This is a genomic window from Mesorhizobium sp. B2-3-15 (assembly GCF_006442875.1).
GTDB lineage: Bacteria > Pseudomonadota > Alphaproteobacteria > Rhizobiales > Rhizobiaceae > Mesorhizobium > Mesorhizobium australicum.
The window spans coordinates 34,618-50,915 of record NZ_VFVO01000013.1 but is presented as its reverse complement, the minus strand read 5'-3'; the positions used below and the strand labels follow the sequence as shown (position 1 = coordinate 50,915).

Here is a 16,298-nt window from a genome sequence, read left to right as displayed (position 1 = left end):
CCCGGCTTGGGCAAAAAATTGCCTCAGCTGAGCCCGCCGATGTGAAAGCTCTTCATCTCGAGATACTCCTCGATGCCGGCCTGCGCGCCCTCTCGCCCGAGGCCGGACAGCTTGACGCCGCCGAAAGGGGCGACCTCGATCGAAACCGAGCCGGTGTTCAACCCCACCATGCCGAACTCCAACGCCTCGCCGACGCGCCAGGCGCGTTTCAGGTTTTCGGTGTAGAAGTAGGAAGCAAGCCCGTAGGGCGTGCCGTTGGCCAGCGCGATCGCCTCCTCTTCCGTCTCGAACCGGAAAAGCGGCGCGACCGGGCCGAACGTTTCCTCACCGGCAAGCTGCATCTCTTTCGTGGCGCCGGTCAGCACCAGCGGCGCGACATATTGAGGACCGTCGGGCAATGCCGGCTTCTCGGTGATGATCGCAGCACCCTTGGCGAGCGCGTCCTCGACGTGGCGGTTTATCTTCTCGACCGCTGCCATGTTGATCATCGGCCCGATGGCGACGCCGGGCTGCGTGCCCGGTCCGACCGTCATGGCGTTGACGCGGGCGCATAGCTTGGCGGCGAAGGCTTCATAGACGCCGGACTGGACGAGGATGCGGTTGGCGCAGACGCAGGTTTGGCCGCCGTTTCTGAACTTCGAGACGAGTGCACCCTCGATGGCGAGGTCGAGATCGGCGTCGTCGAAGACGATGAAGGGCGCGTTGCCGCCGAGTTCGAGGCTGAGCCGCTTCACGCTGTCGGCGGCCCCGCGCATCAGCAGCGAGCCGACCCGCGTCGAGCCGGTGAAGGAGATCTTGCGGACGGCCTCGTTCGCCATGATTTCTTTGCCGATCTCCGTGGGCATGCCGGTGACGATGTTGATGACGCCGGCGGGGATGCCGGCGCGTTCGGCAAGCACGCCGAGCGCCAGCGCCGAATAGGGCGTGAACTCGGATGGCTTGATCACCACCGTGCAGCCGGCGGCCAGTGCCGGCGCGACCTTGCGGGTGATCATCGCATTGGGGAAGTTCCACGGCGTAATGATGCCGCAAACGCCAACCGGTTCTTTCAGCACGATGATGCGGCGGTCGGAGGTGGGTGAGGGGATGGTGTGGCCATTGATGCGGCGCGCTTCCTCCGCGAACCATTTGACGAAGGACGCACCGTAACGGATCTCGCCTTTGGCTTCGTCCAGCGATTTGCCCTGTTCCGTCGTCAGGATCAGCGCGAGATCGTCCAGATGCGCAAGCATCAGGCCATGCCATGCCTCCAGCAGCGTAGCACGCTCGGCGTTGGTTTTCTTCTTCCAGTCCCCATAGGCGGCAGCCGCGCCCTCTATGGCCGCATGCGTTTCCGGACCGGCCATGTCGGGCACCGTGCCGATCGCCACCTGGGTTGCCGGATCGATGACGTCGACCGTCCTGCCGGAGCCGGCAGCAACCCATTCGCCGCCGATCAGGCCGGCTTCGCGGAAGAGGCCTTTGTCTCTGAGGTTTTTCATCGGATACGACCTTGCAATCACGTGAGCGCGGCGACGACGGCGGCCGTGATGGCCTCCGTCCGGTCCTTGCCGGGAATGGTGCCTATGCCTCTGGCGGTTGCAGCCTCGACCCCCTTGATGACGCGGTCGGCCGCTGCCTTTTCACCGAGATGATCGAGCATCATGGCGCCGGACCAGATGGCGGCGACCGGATTGGCGATGCCGAGATGGGCAATGTCGGGCGCCGAGCCGTGCACCGGCTCGAACATGGATGGTGCCGAGCGGCCGGGATTGATGTTGGCGCAGGCGGCATAGCCGAGCCCGCCCTGGATTGCCGCGCCGATGTCGGTGAGGATATCGCCGAACAGGTTGGAGGCAACGACCACGTCGAGACTCTCCGGCGCCATGATCATGCGCGCGGCAAGCGCGTCGACATGATAGCTGGTGACTTCGATATTAGGATAGTCCGCGGCCAGCTTTCGCGTGATCTCGTCCCAGAACACCATCGAGTATTTCTGCGCGTTGGACTTGGTGACGGAGGCAAGTTTGCCTCGCCTTGCCCGCGCCTGCTCGAAGCCGAAGCGCAGGATGCGCTCGACGCCGGCGCGGGTGAAGATCGAGGTCTCCACGGCGACCTCGTCCAGCGTGCCTTGATGCACGCGCCCGCCGGCACCAGAATATTCACCTTCGGTATTCTCGCGGATGCACAATATGTCGAAGTTCTCCGCCCGCAGCGGTCCCGTGACGCCCGGCAGCAGGCGATGCGGCCGGATGTTGGCGTACTGCACGAACGCCTTGCGGATCGGCAGCAGCAGACCGTGTAGCGAGACGGAATCCGGCACTTCCGCCGGCCAGCCGACCGCGCCGAGCAGGATGGCGTCGAAGCCGCGCAAGGTCTCGATGCCGTCCTGCGGCATCATGCGGCCGGTATCCTTGAAGAATTTGCAGGACCAGGGGAACTCGGTTCCGGTCAGCGCAAAGCCGAAGTTTCCGGCCACCGTTTCCAGCACCGTCCAGGCGGCGGCGGTCACATCGCTGCCGATGCCGTCACCGGGAATCAGGGCAATCGAATAGGACTTCATCGGCATCTCTCTAGAGGCTGATCAGGACGCTCTTGGTCCTGCGGTTGGCGAGATAGGCCTCGCGGCCGAGATCCTTGCCGATGCCGGAGCGCTTGTAGCCTCCGGTCGGCAGGATATGGTCGCGCGAGCGGCTGTAGCGATTGACCCAGACGGTGCCCGCCTCAAGCTTGCGCGCGAAGCGGATCGTGCGGGACAGGTCGGAAGTGAACAGGCCGGAAGCCAGCCCGTAGGTTGGATGGCTGGACAGCGCCAGCGCCTCTTCCTCCGTCTCGAAGGTCTGAATGGTCAGGACCGGGCCGAAGATTTCCTCGACAATCGCCGGATTGGCCTGGTCGACATCGGCGATCAGCGTCGGCTGGTAGAAATAGCCGGGGCTGTCCATGACGCCGCCACCGGTCAGGCATTCGCCGCCGGCGTCGATCGCGGCCCGCACGATGCAGTCGACACGCGCCCGCTGCCGCTCCGAGATAACAGGCGAATATTGCGTTGCCTCGTCCCAGGTCGGGCCGGGGCGCACAGCCTTCATCCTCTCCAGGATCGCGGCCGCCAGCCTGTCGGCCACGCTCCTCTCGACGATCAGGCGTGTGCCGGCGACGCAGGCCTGGCCGGCATTGAAAGTGACGCTGCCGGCGACGGCCGTTGCCGCCTTGTCCAGATCGGCATCGGCAAAGACGATCTGCGGGCTCTTGCCGCCGAGTTCCAGCGTCATCGGCTTGACGCCGGTGCGGGCCACGTTCTCCATGATTGCCGATCCGGCGCGGGTCGAGCCGGTGAAGCTGATCTTGGCGATATCGAGATGGCCGGTCAGCGCCGTGCCGGTCGTCGGACCGTCTCCCAGCACCACGTTTATGAGCCCTGCCGGCAGGCCCGCTTTGACGGCGAGTTGCGCCATGTAGACTGCCGAAAAGGGCGTCATCTCCGATGGCTTCAGCACGACCGCATTGCCCGCGGCCAATGCCGGACCGAGCTTCCATCCGGCCATCGAGATGGGAAAATTCCAGGGCGTGATCGCGCCGACCACGCCATAGGGCTCGCTCATGATCATGCCGAGAGTGGCGTCGTCGGTCGGCACGAGCTCGCTGCCTTCCTTGTCGGCGAATTCGGCAAAGAAACGGATCTGCTCGGCGGTTATCGCGATGTCGCCGGCGACGAGCTGGCCGACAGGCCGGGTGGAGCACAGCGCCTCGATCCTGGCCAGCGTTTCGGCTTCCGCTTCGATCAGGTCGGCCCAGGCCTGGAGTGCCTTCGTCCGTTCGCGCGGCCGAACGCCGCCCCAGTTGCTGGACTTCAGCGCCGCGTTGGCGCTTTCAACGGCACGGTCGACCATGTCGACGCCGGCCACCGGGCAAGCGGCATATGCCTTGCCGTCCGACGGTCGGTGCATCTCGATCGCACCCTCGGCCGCGATCAGTTCCCCGCCAATGAAATGGCCGACGGGAAGGGAGACGGTATCCGGGTCGAAGCTCAGGCCCATGGCACCCACTCTGGAATATTCTGCAGGAGCCTAGCGCGGGCTCTGGCGCAGCATGCACCGTTCGACGATCGGTCGCGGATGATTGTTGTGTGCCGGCGATGACAGACGGCAAAATCTGTTGCGGAGGCCGGCGCCCTCGCGCTCCCGCTACCCCACGGTTACGTAGATCTTGCGGACCGTTTCGATGGTCTTCCAAATGCCGGTGAAGCCAGGTTTCATCACGAAGCTGTCGCCGGCGCGGTAGGTCACCGTTTTGCCGCCGTCGGGCGTGATTTCGATCACGCCGGAGAGGATGTGGCAGAACTCGAAAGTCTCGCCCTTGATCGAGCGCGTTTGGCCAGGCGTCGCCTCCCAGACGCCGGTATGGACGAGGTCGCCCTTGGCGACATCCTGAGCCCAGGTCTTGAAGGCGGGGTTGCCGGAAATCAGCCGTTCGGGCAGCGCCCCGGATTCGCGCGGCTGGAAGGCAGGGCTGGTATCGACGGTCTTGAGCAGGGACAAGGGATAGCCTTTCATGTTGAAATTCAATAGCCGCGCGACCGGTCGACGAGCCCGATGGGGTCAAGACCGGCGCGGTAACGCTTGATGTTTTCGACAACGGCCTGTGCGGCGCTGGCGGGCTGGGTGACGCTGGCGACATGCGGGGTCAGAATGATCTTCGGATGCGACCAGAACGGATGGCCCGCCGGCAGCGGTTCGGGATCGGTGACGTCGATCATCGCCGCCGAAATGTGGCCGCTGTCGAGTGCGGCGACAAGGGCTTCCTGGTCGAGCTGCGGCCCCCGGCCGGTGTGGACGAGCGCCGCGCCCTCGGGCAGTTTCGCAAACAGGCCGGCATCGAGGAAACTCCGCGTCTCCTCGGTCAGCGGCAGCAGGCAGATCAAAATGTCGCTGGCCGCAAGCATCTCGTTCAATCCGGGCTCGCCATGATGACAGGTCACGCCCTCGATCCGCCGCGGCGAGCGGCTCCATCCTGCAAGCGGGAAGCCGAAGGGCTTCAGGCGATCGAGGACGGCTTGGCCAAGCTGCCCGAGGCCGAGCACGCCAACCCGACGCGACCCGGCCTGCGGCTGCGCGATATCGGCCCATTCGCGGGCGCGCTGCTGCGCCAGATATCCAGGCAGGTTGCGGTGGAGCCCGAGCACGGCAAGCGTCACATATTCCTGCATCATGCGTACGATGCCTTGCTCGATCATGCGCACGATCTTCACCTTCGCAGGCACCGCATCGAGGCGAAACTGGTCGACGCCGGCGCCGATGGAGAACAGGATTTCCAGGTTCCTGTAGCGGGCGAGATTATCCGGCACGGTCCAACTGATCAGGTAACGCACGGTGTCGGGATTGACCGTTGCGGCATTCATCGTCAAGGGGACGTCCGGCAGGTCTCTCGCGAAGGCATCGGCGAAGACCGCCCCGCGGCGCGCATCGGAATTGAACAGGAATGTCATTCCAGTTCCCTTTCAAGCCGCGCAGCGGGCGCCCAGCGCTTCGATCAATCGCTGGCAGGCGGCAAGTTCGCTGGCAAGGATGTATTCGTCCGGCTTGTGGGCGCGGTCGATGTCGCCGGGGCCGCAGATGATCGCATCGAGCCCGGCGGCCTGGTAAAGTCCGGCCTCCGTACCGTAGCTGACGGCGGCAAGCGGCACCTCGCCGGTCAAGGCGTGCAGCAGTCCAGCGAGTGGCGCGTCCGGCGGCAGCGACATCGCCGGATAGGCGCTCATCGGACTCCACTCGGTGCGAAAGCCATCCGCCGCGAGAGCCTCTGCGCGTGCCCTCACAGGCGCCAGCAGGCTCGCCGGGTCGACGCCAGGTATGGCGCGTGCCTCCAGGTCCAGCGTGCAGGTGTCGGGGATGATGTTGACCTGATGTCCGCCCGCGACGACGCCAGCTTGCAGCGAGGAGTAGGATGGCTCGAAGGCAGGGTCGAATGGACCGTGCGTCAGCCGTTCAGCCTCGTTCACGGCCGCGCCCAGCACAGCGGCCATGGCATGGATGGCGTTGAGGCCGAGATCGGGTCTTGAGGAATGCCCCGCACGTCCCTTGATGGATACGCGGGCGGCTGCCTTGCCCTTGTGGCCGCGCACGGCGCGCATGCCGCTCGGCTCGCCGACGATGACGCCGAGCGGCTTGGCGCAAAGTTCGGGAAGGCGGGCGATCAAATGCGGCACGCCGCGACATCCCACTTCCTCGTCATAGGAGAAGGCGAGGTGGATGGGCCTGGCAAGGCGCAGTCCCGCAAGCCTGGGAGCGGCCGCGAGTGCTGCGGCAAGAAACCCCTTCATGTCCGTGGTGCCTCGTCCGTAGAGCCGTTCGCCCTCCTTGCGCAGCGCGAAAGGGCTCGAGCTCCATTGCGGCTCGCTGGCGGGAACAACGTCCATGTGGCCGGACAGTATGTAGCCCGGGTTATCGGCAGGGCCGATCGTCGCGAAAAGATTGGAACGATCGCCTTCCGGACCTGGAAGCACGGTGACCTGGATTCCCTGTTCCGCGAGATAGGCCTCGATCCAGCCGGCGACGTCGCCGTTCGGCCTGCCGGCGACCGATGGAAAGGCGACGAGACGATCGAGGATGTCGAAGACGTCCATTCCAGCCCTCAAAGCGTTTCGGATTGGCCGGGATCGGTGCCGTCGACCATATGCTGCCAGATTTCCAAAGAGGATGCCTGCGTTCTTTCGCGATTGCGTGCCGAAAGCTGAAATGTTTCAGTTGAATCTTGCGTTGCTGCGCGGCTTTCGAGCAAATCGTATCGGTCTGCTCGTTTAGCGTTGGCGGCAGAGGGTGGCCATCGGTGCGTGGCGCTCTGGTTGCGGAAATCTTGCAGGGGCATGGAATTGAAGCCGTCCGGAAGCTTGAAAATCGATACCTTCTCGATGCGGATTGGCGACATCGAAGACGTCGAACTGGACCGTTTGCACGCGCTCTCGCTCTCCGTGGGGTGGCCGCATCGCGCCGAGGATTGGCAATTCGTGCGTGAGTCGGGGCAGGGGTTGGTGGCGCTCGATGAGATCGGCCGGGTTCTCGGCTCGGCCATGTGGTTCGCCCATGGTACCGATTTCGCCACCGTGGGCATGGTCATCACCTCACCGCGACTCCAGACGCTGGGGGCGGGGCAATGGTTGATGAAGCGGGTCTTCGACAAGGTCGTCGGCCGCGACTTGCGCCTCAACGCAACGCGCGCGGCAAGGCGGCTCTATCTCTCGCTCGACTTCCAGCCGGAGAAGACCGTTTATCAATGCCAGGGCATCGTCCGTGCGCAGACGACAGTTGGGCAGGAAAATACCCGCGGCGAAGTCCGGAGTTTAGTCGAAAATGATATTCCCGCCGTGATCGCGCTCGACGCGGCAGGGTTTGGCGTGAGGCGGGCGGCGCTCATCGAGAAGCTTTTCGCACACTCGGCCGGCTATGGTCTTTTCAAGGGCGATAAGCTGAACGCATTCGCGCTCTGCCGGCCGTTCGGACGGGGCCATGTCGTGGGGCCGGTCGTGGCGGAAAGCGACGCCGACGCCGTGGCGATCGTCCGGCCGCACGTGGCCGACCATGCGGGGTCTTTCCTGCGTATCGACACCCACATGGACAATGGCGAGTTCGCTGCCTTTCTGTCGCACAGCGGAATGCCAGTTTTCGACACGGTGCTCACCATGTCGCTGGGCAAACACCTCTCCGATTTTGGCATCGACGGCGCAGTTGCACCGGTGACCTATGCCCTCGCCAGTCAAACTTTTGGGTAATTCAGTCTCCCCCGAACCGTGCACTTAGGGACTCGTGTCCAGCGAACGGCGAGCGCTACAGGGAGCCGCTCATCGCATAAACCGAACCAAAGGCGAGCGATCACTGACGAGTTTGGAAAGTGCGGGCAGGAGCTAACGCACGAAGCCGGTTGATGCCGCCGGATCAGGAAAACCGACTGGGGCCGTGCACCTCAAGTGCGAGCTTACGATTGGGCCTGAGCCGCGCGAATGGCATTGTGGCAGCGACACATGAATGGCCGCACCTACAGGTCGGATATATGCCCGCACGAATCAGGAACTGCAAAAGCCGAACGAACCCCTAGCCAACGGAGAGCCGTACGTCAGACGGTTCTACAATTCGCCATCGACTGGGGTTTTTGGAAGCTTTTCGAACTTTTTTGGGTCACGTCTCAGCCCGAGTTGCGCGCGCTTATGGACAAAGCGGGACACTAGATTCGGCATTTGGACAGTTTGGGAGGCATCACTTCCGGGACATATGCCTTCCTGATAGCGCGTCAGCACGAACCCTGATACGCGCCCCAAACGGGACATCCCCCGAGGGTGCTGCCAACCCCTCGTTCCTTTGCTGCACATTTGAGCAGCTGATGTGTTTTTACGAAAAGTGCTCTTCCAGATAGACGCGGAACTCCCGCTCCAACTGATCTTGGAGGAGGGACGGCATATGCGTGCGGCTGCGGGTTAAGTAGACATGGCAGGCCACGTAGGGAAGGAACGGCTTGATGGCGAGCGTTCCGCTGACCTTGTCGAGGATGGAGACGCCAAGCCGCTCAGCCACGAGAGCACAAGCGGCGTCGCTATAATGAGCCTCGAAGCGCACCTCGACGCGAACTCCCGCGTTCTCGAGGCTGCGGTCGATGGCTTGGCGCGAGCCGTCCTCGCGTCCAAGTGCGATGAAGCTTCGATCGCGGATATCAGCAGCTTCGATCGCATCCTTCTCGCTCAAGGGATGTCCCGTCGGCAGTACGCAGACCGAAGCCGTCTCAAAGATGAGAGCAGGTGGTCGCCGGGTCGACCACCGGCATTGTCATCAAGCCAATGTCGAGTTGCTTGCTGGCAGCGAGCTCAGCGATCCGTACGGAAGCTTCCGGCTCCAGCGACAGCCGCAGCTTGGGGTGGCATCGGGCGAACGTCCCGACAAAGCGGGGTAGCACATAACTGGCTAGCGCCGGGTAAGCGCCAACGATTAGCCGACCCGCCTCCAACTGCTGGATGTCCGCCGCCATCCGCCGCAAGTGCAGCACCGCGATGGCAGCTTGGCCGACTGACTCGCACCCATCATGGATTTCCGTCCTCGCTGGATTTCCGTTTAGGAAATTCGATCACCTTCGCCTCAGGCTCCAGCGGTTCATGACCAGGCCGCTCATGCCAGAAGATTGCCGCAGATCGCGTTGATCGACCCGCTGACCGCAATGCGGGCAGAAGTGAAGATGCTCATCGAGGTGCTGCTCTCCGTGCAGTTTGCCGGGAATCGGAGGGCCAAGTCGGCTAGCTTTGTCATGCGGCCCGCAACATCCGCCATGCTAAATGTTCCGGAACTATTTTAGCTAATGCTTATTGAGTTGACGGTTGCCGGAGTGAGTTGATGCGCCTGAAGTTCATTATGCAAGGTGATGGAACCTATAGTGGCTCCCAAAACGTTTGCTCGGGCGCAGCGGGAGCTTCGTTCGCAACGGATCTATCCCTTGCAGGAAGCGGACATGCTGAAGAAGCTGAAGCGGCTCTTCCGATCTAAAAAGAAGCTCTCACAAGATACTATCAACGAGTGCCGCTACACACCATCCTCGCATGCTATTCCGCGCACTTCGGCAGCCTCCTGACCGCCTACAGGGCCGTTGGTTTTGAGTGCCCGCCAACTGGCCTACGGGGCAAATACTACTCAGATGATGAACTTCTAGACGGCGTCCGCCGACTGCATGCCGAATTTGGATTCGTCACGATGGCTTTGATCAACGCTGCCAGCGGCCTGCCGAAATGCAAGGTTTTCACGAAGCGCTTCGGCTCGATTGTGAATGCGTACGGGCTTGCTGGGTTCCCTACGACGAAGAGCGAGATGATCGCAGCGGCGCGGCAGCGAGCAAGCGCTAGACGTGAGAATAACAAGGTTGCCGCAGTATCGGCAGCAAAAGCGCGGCACCCCTAGGAGACTATATTGTCACGTGCACAAAGCAATTGAAACGGCTCCTTTGAGCGCACGCCTAAGACTCGAAGCGACCCGACAGATTTCGCGCAGTCGTCGAGCGTGCATCCGCGCAGAGGGCGCCACAAACGCCGAAGACAACGAACCCCCCCTGGGGAAAGGCGGCGGGCTCTTTCAAGGGCTGCGGAACATCTGGCTGCGACCATGGTTCGGGAGCTGGCCGCACCACTCCCGCGGCCTTCCCAAGTGGCTTGCCCGCTGGCTCCGGCCGGCGGGCTTTTTGCGTTCAAGCCAGCAGAGGCGATTCTTGTCGGCGATACAGGCCGGCACCTCTGAGGGCGATTAAGTGGCGCTACCCCAGCCGCAGGCAAAACGGAGAGGCACTGATATGGTGCACAGATCATAGGCTATGGACGCGGCGGGGCGGTTGGCGTCTTCCTCGGCCATATCTTGTACATGATTTTCAACGGTGACCTGCGCAGCATCGTAGCACGCGCCGGGATGTATATCGCGATCGGGATATGCATCGTTCTGCTTATTGAACGCGGTTTTAGGCGGTGGGACACCAAGCAGCTAGCCTCCACCATGGACGCTACCCAGCCGTGGGGGCATGGCTAGTCCCTGTTGTTCTAGTATGAGTCCAGAATGGAGATTAAAGAGCATCCGTCGCCTTGTCCATCCAAGATCAGATATTGAAGCGGGAGGGGGAGTGGGCGGCCGACAGAGCAGGACGAGCTGCTGCTTGAAAGCTTACTCGAAAATCTGAAATCCGCGCAGGCCGCTCTTCGGCGACTGGAAGGATAAGCGGAACCTAATGTCTCCGGGCGGCTTATGCCCCGATGAGCACTCGTGGTGCCAATTTCCTCGACCGGTGGATGGCAGAGCATCTGCCAAACGGACGATCCGATCGCGGCGAGCGACCTCGCCAGCGAGGCGATGCGAGCGGCCGAGCGCGACGGCATCGACCCGGTGGAGATCACCGACGAGGTCGGCAGCGTCTTCGAAGTCATTCTGCAGGCGATGCAGCACCGTGATGGCAGCTTGGCCGATTGACGATAGGGCTTGCCAACTATTCAAAGAAGGGGAATATAATCCTCCCTGTTGCGGCGAACCCCCTAAAACGGAGTTTGCCAATGGCTAGGTCCAAACCATCAAAACAGCTTTCCCAGGCTGAAATCGAGCGCTTTCTGATGGCGGCGGAAGCGCTGCACAAAAGCATCATAAAGCCGTTTATATCGCCACACTGCACCATTACCGCGCGACGCGCACCCTGCATGATGCGCTGTTGAAGTCCGTGCGGGAAGCGACGCGCAAGGAAGTCGAGTTCATCCAGTGGAATGCCACCGGGCCTGTGCGGCCTGCGCTTTCCTCAAGCGATTGATGTGGACGGCCCAGTTGCCGGGTTGACCTGTTTCCACCGCGCCCGCGGCTCCGGAGCACTCCCGGATCGAGGCACACGGACCGGGACTGATGGCAAACTAATTTAGCCGTGGAACACATATCAGACTGCGGGTTCGGGCGCGGGCCGCCTACTTCAGCCTTCCCAAGTGACTGCCCGCTGGCTCTGGCTGGCGGGCTTTTTCAGCCGGCCTCGCATGTACAATCATAACTGGCTGGCATGCTATTTTTTGCCCAGAAGGAGTTTCGCTTCGCGAACTAGCGAACTCCACTCTCTTCCCAGAAAAAGGACAAGCTCTATGGCTTGCTCCTCGCTAATCCCGGTCTCTCGGATAAGCCTTTCGATAAGGCTGGCCTGCGGCGGCTTCTCACTGTCCCCTGCATCGTCGCGTCCCCGTTTCGGCGCGGTCAACGATTAACATTTGATGATGGTTCCCAGTAAGGATTGAAATTTATCGCGAGACGTCGCTCAACAGTCAGCGAGAGTGCGTTGGAATCGATCAGCTCGTTCCCGTATCCGCCCGAGCAAGGTGTGAGCTGCGCGATGAAGAAAAACATACGCGAAGCCCGTTCTGACCAAGCGTGAACGTTTGTCCGCTACGGCCCGAACTTATTCATCGATCACGGTCACACCGGACCGACCGGCTGACGGAAAAGGTCTAGCGTTACCACCCGCCCGCTGCCTGTCTGGTGGCGAGCTTTCTTATTGATACTTGTCCCCACAACTCGAACTGCTCAGTAGGGCAAGTCGGCGTACTGATATGTGGATACTCGCCCGCTCCGCTCGTCTGTCACTTCAAGGAAATACTCACCCCATCTGTGAAGCGTCAGCGGGCGCCCTGTAGCCTGCTCGGCGGCTCTGAAAGAGGTGCTGGCCTCGACGTGATACTCGGCAAGCATTCGCCCCGACAAGATTTCTCGCACCTGATAGGCCACGGTCGCCCAACATTCGAATCATCCATTAGAGCAGTCTAACATTTGCTTTCGGTCGCCCGGCTTGGTACGGGTGGCTTTTTGCCGCGACACTTCTAACCTGACCGCGGGCTCCCAACGGCGGCCTTTTTTGCTTTGCGGGAACAGCTTGGTTCAATGCAAGTTTGGGCCAACGCAGCGCACTCCGACGTCCCTCCGCGCTGCTGGCCAAGGGCAAACTTGGTCGGCCCGCGCTTTTCTGCCGAGGGGCGCGGGCTTGCCTCGCAGGCTGGACGCGCTGTGCGCTTGTTGCTCAAACCGAGCGCGGCAACTGGCAATCTTGGTCGCAGATCGAGCTTGCCAGCGTCGAGGCGCTTGAGGGCCTCACTCGGCTGATCAGAAACAACAACCATGTCCTGATCTCTTGCGGCTTTGACAAAGGCTGCGAACGCGACGGATTGCCGGCAGGTTTCTGCCTGGGCCTCCTCAAGCAAGCGCAGTGCCTGTCGATAAGGCTGGACCGGCGCGCATATTGTGATCGGGGCTGAATTTCGGACTGACCACTACCCGATCACCAGCTCGGCGGCCGCCACAAAGAAAGAACCACGACCGCAACCTTGATAATCAGCATGCGACTGTCTCGTGTCATTGCGGATCGAGATACCACGACGAAGGACCGGGCAAAATTGCCAGCCGCGCAACTAGAGTAATGGCGGCGAGGGGGGTCCTTGGGCCAATGAAGCCGGGGTGTCTATTGAGCAGCGACTGGAATGGGTTAGCATTAGCTCAGGAATAAAATGGGGACGCACGTGATACCTTCACCTGGCCTGGAAAGGCTGAACGCATTTTCCGATGGCGTGTTCGCCGTACTGATCACAGTTCTAGTTTTGGACCTGCGCCCGCCGGAAGTGCCGACGCTCGAAGCCCTTTTGGCATCATGGGAAACCTGGCTTAGCTACGGTGTAAGCTATCTCTTCATTGCGATTGTCTGGGCGAACCACCATCATCTCTTGCGCTACGCGAAAGAGAGCACGGCATCCTTAATGTGGTACAATTTCGCGCACCTGTTCTCAGTCTCGCTGCTCCCCCTGGCCACGGCATGGATGGCCGTAAGCGAGTTGGCACCGCAGCCGGTCGCCTTCTATGCGACCGTGTTCTTCCTGGTTAACCTGACATATCTATTGTTGATCCGCGAACTCATTGATCCGTTGCCAGAGGAGGAGGTGTCACCACAAGTGCAGCGGGTCATGCAGCCTTTTTGGGCTCGCCGCTATCTTGGCATTGAGCTACCCAATCGTCGGACTGGGGATCTGTAGTTGTTGCCTGGCAGTCTATCTCAGGCCCCAGGCTCGGGGGTGACAAGGGACTGCCTGAATCTCGCGGGGCCATCGCGACGACCTTTTGTGCGGCGTGGCGGCGGCGCCGGATCAAGTCCAACTCGAAAAGCCCGCCACCTTGCGGCATGGAGAGGTTCTGGAGGGTGCTGGATCAACAGTAAAGGCTCAACTTGCCGGCGCCTGTTTCGATGCGATCAAGCTGGCGGCGTTCGCGACTGGGGCCGCGCGATAGCTCTCGGGCGCTGCGTCGGCCTCCATCACTCCTTTACAATCTTTGCCGGAACCCGCTTGCAACTTTGCAGCCGCCAAAAGAATGCTATCCGGTACCGGATCGGGAGGATCGGCCTTTCCATGGCCTGCGGCTAATTGCCGAAAGATTGAAAGACCTAAATCTCTTTCATCACCCTCGCTGCCCGCACGAGCGATGACCAGTCAGCGCCCATGGCTGCGACAAGGTCACGAGCATCTTCGTCGGATATTCCGGTGTGGTCTACTAGCTTCCGTGCCAGCAATTCGAATGCTAATTCTATAATTGTCACAGTTCGCATCCTTCCGAGAGTAGTAGCCACCACGATAGCGTGCGAAAAGCGCTCCCGCATTTGCACATGTTAGACCTCCATCATGAATGTCTCATGTGCCGCAGAATGTCTGTAGGACGCGTTCATCCGGGCGTGGCGGGTCAGCATAGCCTTCCATTTCTGGCTGCTCATCGAAGGGATGGCTCACGACCCTCAGAATCTCATCGAAGGGTGTGAAGTCGCCGCCCAGCGCCGCTTGTATCATCGCCTCAAGGCGATGGTTGCGAGGGATGAATTTGGGATTGACGGCATGCATGACCGCCCGTCGCGTAACAGTGTCGGCTGCTTCACTTGCGATCCGCTCGCGCCACCGCACCGACCAGGCGTCGAATGCGGCTGGATCCCTAAACAGCTCCCGGGCCGTGCCCTGACCTTCCGAGGCGTCGAGGTCGTCGCCCAGGCGTCGGAAGCCGAGCGTAAAGTCGGCTTCGCCGCGAGCCAGCACATCGAGGAAATCAGCCGCGAGCTGCAGGTCGGCCTCCGCCTCGGTCAGCAATCCGAGTTTTCTGCGGAACCCGCGCTGCAACACAGCCTCATAGGAGGGCTGGAACGACCTCAGCACTTCTTCGGCTTCTGCGACAGCTTCATTCTCATCCGTGCTCATGAGCGGCAGCAGCGTCTCGGCAAGGCGCGCAAGGTTCCATGTGGCGATGCGAGGCTGGTTGGCATAGGCGTAGCGGCCGACGCGGTCGATCGAGCTGAACACCGTGCCGGGGTCATAGGCGTCCATGAAGGCGCATGGGCCATAGTCGATGGTCTCGCCCGAGATCGCCATGTTGTCGGTGTTCATGACGCCGTGGATGAAGCCGACAAGCATCCAGCGCGCCACCAGATCCGCTTGTGCTGTGACCACGGCGTCCAGCAAAGCGCGGTACCGCCGTGCTTGCCCTAACAAGTGCGGGAAATGACGCTCAATGGCATAGTCAGCGAGGATCTTGAGCCCCTCGGTGTCGTGGCGCGCGGCGAAATATTGGAAGGTGCCGATCCGGATATGGCTTGCCGCCACTCGTGTCAGCACGGCGCCGGGCAGCCGGACCTCGCGATGCACGGGGTCGCCGGTGAGCACCGCCGCCAAGGTTCGCGTCGTCGGGATGCCCAGCGCCGCCATCGCTTCGCTGACCACATACTCACGTAGGACAGGACCCAGTGCGGCGCGGCCGTCACCGTTGCGCGAGAACCGCGTCGGCCCCGATCCCTTCAGCTGTATGTCGCGGCGGATGCCGTTGACGTCCACCACTTCGCCAAGCAGGAGGGCGCGACCGTCGCCGAGCTGAGGCACGAAATTACCGAACTGGTGGCCCGCATAGGCCAAGGCGACTGGCTGCAGGCCTTCCGGAAATCTGCTGCCGGCAAGCATCTCCACTCCGTCCGGGCTGGTGAACTGGTCGGCGTCGAGCCCTAGTTCCTCGGCGAGGGGTCGGTTGAAGCGGATCAGCCGAGGTTCGGACACCGGCTGCGGACCTGTTTGCGCGAAGAAGCGCTCGGGCAATTGTGCATAGCTGTTGCGCAGGGCGGGAAGCTGCATCTGGGTGCCTCGGGATTGTTCAGCAGTGGCAGGCAAGGTCACGGCGAGCTGGCTCTCAAGTGAAGGGGCCGGTCGGCCCCGTTCGGGGGGCATTCGTTGATATAGGGACGCAACGTCGCTGGTGCCATCGAATCCTCGGCTCGGCACCGGATAAGAGTTGGAATCAGACCCGGCCCTTAACAACCCGAGGCGAGGCCTGGGACCAGCATGCTGCCCCAACACGGTCGCAGCAACCCGAACATCCCGCCGAGCAGCTGAGAGCCAATGTTTCAAAGTCCAGGCCACCGTCCAATGATCGCATTCTCAACGCATTGTCGTACCGCGCCTCGAGCGGTCCCAGTCGGCGCGATCGGTTGCCGAAGGCACGTGAGATGGTGGTGGTAAGCGAACTCGGGCGCATCGGTTTGAGGTACCGGTCTGCGAGATCACGGTTTGAGTTCCAACCTCTTCGAAATGCTCAAAGCACAGGCGCCCGACGATCACGAGATCGCCGAGACGCTGAGGGATCGCGATGTCCAGCCTGCAAAGCCGACGGACCGCAAAGCGCAACGAAAAGGTGCTTCGCCCCGTCCGACCCAACGCCGGGATTGAAGCCGCCTACAGGGGCAAGGTGACCGCGCTGATCGAGGCCATGAGCCAGAGCGTG

The 16,298-nt window shown here is 61.9% G+C and carries 11 protein-coding genes and 2 pseudogenes; 5 read left to right on the top strand and 8 right to left on the bottom strand.

Annotation, left to right across the window (positions count from 1 at the left end):
• Positions 1 to 23 precede the first annotated feature (23 nt).
• The 6 genes from FJ954_RS24315 to argE all read right to left on the bottom strand — a co-directional run bounded on the left by FJ954_RS24315 (position 24) and on the right by argE (position 6,601).
• Complete coding sequence (locus FJ954_RS24315; protein ID WP_140663695.1) at positions 24 to 1,481, bottom strand: NAD-dependent succinate-semialdehyde dehydrogenase; 1,458 nt, start codon at positions 1,479 to 1,481, stop codon at positions 24 to 26.
• Between the two features lie 17 nt (positions 1,482 to 1,498).
• Positions 1,499 to 2,542 carry a tartrate dehydrogenase gene (locus FJ954_RS24310; RefSeq protein ID WP_140663693.1) on the bottom strand — a complete coding sequence of 348 codons (1,044 nt, stop codon included), beginning with the start codon at positions 2,540 to 2,542 and terminating at the stop codon, positions 1,499 to 1,501.
• Between the two features lie 10 nt (positions 2,543 to 2,552).
• Positions 2,553 to 4,016, bottom strand: a complete 1,464-nt coding sequence (locus FJ954_RS24305) for an aldehyde dehydrogenase family protein (protein ID WP_140663691.1) — start codon at positions 4,014 to 4,016, stop codon at positions 2,553 to 2,555.
• 147 nt (positions 4,017 to 4,163) lie between these two features.
• A complete protein-coding gene (locus FJ954_RS24300; RefSeq protein WP_140664006.1) occupies positions 4,164 to 4,517 on the bottom strand; it encodes a cupin domain-containing protein in 354 nt (117 codons plus the stop codon).
• 23 nt (positions 4,518 to 4,540) lie between these two features.
• Complete coding sequence (locus tag FJ954_RS24295; RefSeq protein ID WP_140663689.1) at positions 4,541 to 5,464, bottom strand: glyoxylate/hydroxypyruvate reductase A; 924 nt, start codon at positions 5,462 to 5,464, stop codon at positions 4,541 to 4,543.
• A gap of 12 nt (positions 5,465 to 5,476) precedes the next feature.
• Positions 5,477 to 6,601: an acetylornithine deacetylase gene (argE, locus tag FJ954_RS24290; protein ID WP_140663687.1), complete on the bottom strand. Its 1,125-nt coding sequence runs from the start codon at positions 6,599 to 6,601 to the stop codon at positions 5,477 to 5,479.
• 240 nt (positions 6,602 to 6,841) lie between these two features.
• Between argE and FJ954_RS24285 the strand changes: the two genes are divergently transcribed.
• Positions 6,842 to 7,744 (top strand): GNAT family N-acetyltransferase, encoded by a 903-nt coding sequence (locus FJ954_RS24285; protein WP_140663685.1) that lies wholly within the window; start codon positions 6,842 to 6,844, stop codon positions 7,742 to 7,744.
• A 613-nt stretch (positions 7,745 to 8,357) separates the two neighbouring features.
• Here the strand turns inward: FJ954_RS24285 and FJ954_RS32135 are convergent.
• A pseudogene (locus FJ954_RS32135) lies at positions 8,358 to 8,988 on the bottom strand (LysR substrate-binding domain-containing protein).
• Between the two features lie 713 nt (positions 8,989 to 9,701).
• Between FJ954_RS32135 and FJ954_RS24265 the strand changes: the two are divergent.
• The 4 genes and pseudogenes from FJ954_RS24265 to FJ954_RS24250 all read left to right on the top strand — a co-directional run bounded on the left by FJ954_RS24265 (position 9,702) and on the right by FJ954_RS24250 (position 13,528).
• Complete coding sequence (locus tag FJ954_RS24265; protein WP_140663680.1) at positions 9,702 to 9,905, top strand: hypothetical protein; 204 nt, start codon at positions 9,702 to 9,704, stop codon at positions 9,903 to 9,905.
• Positions 9,906 to 10,751: 846 nt separating this feature from the next.
• Positions 10,752 to 10,955, top strand: a complete 204-nt coding sequence (locus tag FJ954_RS24260) for a hypothetical protein (protein WP_246681140.1) — start codon at positions 10,752 to 10,754, stop codon at positions 10,953 to 10,955.
• A gap of 80 nt (positions 10,956 to 11,035) precedes the next feature.
• A pseudogene (locus FJ954_RS32130) lies at positions 11,036 to 11,283 on the top strand (hypothetical protein).
• 1,726 nt (positions 11,284 to 13,009) lie between these two features.
• Complete coding sequence (locus FJ954_RS24250) at positions 13,010 to 13,528, top strand: TMEM175 family protein (RefSeq protein ID WP_246671869.1); 519 nt, start codon at positions 13,010 to 13,012, stop codon at positions 13,526 to 13,528.
• Between the two features lie 651 nt (positions 13,529 to 14,179).
• Here FJ954_RS24250 and FJ954_RS24240 read toward each other — a convergent pair.
• Positions 14,180 to 15,652 (bottom strand): protein adenylyltransferase SelO, encoded by a 1,473-nt coding sequence (locus FJ954_RS24240; protein ID WP_140664003.1) that lies wholly within the window; start codon positions 15,650 to 15,652, stop codon positions 14,180 to 14,182.
• Between the last annotated feature and the right edge of the window lie 646 nt (positions 15,653 to 16,298).

Bases quoted from the DNA above. Each gene is read 5' to 3' on its own strand.
- FJ954_RS24315 (WP_140663695.1), bottom strand. From the start codon at position 1,481: ATGAAAAACCTCAGAGACAAAGGCCTCTTCCGCGAAGCCGGCCTGATC.
- FJ954_RS24265 (WP_140663680.1), top strand. From the start codon at position 9,702: ATGGCTTTGATCAACGCTGCCAGCGGCCTGCCGAAATGCAAGGTTTTC.
- FJ954_RS24240 (WP_140664003.1), bottom strand. From the start codon at position 15,652: ATGCAGCTTCCCGCCCTGCGCAACAGCTATGCACAATTGCCCGAGCGC.
- FJ954_RS24310 (WP_140663693.1), bottom strand. From the start codon at position 2,542: ATGAAGTCCTATTCGATTGCCCTGATTCCCGGTGACGGCATCGGCAGC.
- FJ954_RS24250 (WP_246671869.1), top strand. From the start codon at position 13,010: ATGGGGACGCACGTGATACCTTCACCTGGCCTGGAAAGGCTGAACGCA.
- FJ954_RS24305 (WP_140663691.1), bottom strand. From the start codon at position 4,016: ATGGGCCTGAGCTTCGACCCGGATACCGTCTCCCTTCCCGTCGGCCAT.
- FJ954_RS24285 (WP_140663685.1), top strand. From the start codon at position 6,842: ATGGAATTGAAGCCGTCCGGAAGCTTGAAAATCGATACCTTCTCGATG.
- FJ954_RS24295 (WP_140663689.1), bottom strand. From the start codon at position 5,464: ATGACATTCCTGTTCAATTCCGATGCGCGCCGCGGGGCGGTCTTCGCC.
- argE (WP_140663687.1), bottom strand. From the start codon at position 6,601: ATGGACGTCTTCGACATCCTCGATCGTCTCGTCGCCTTTCCATCGGTC.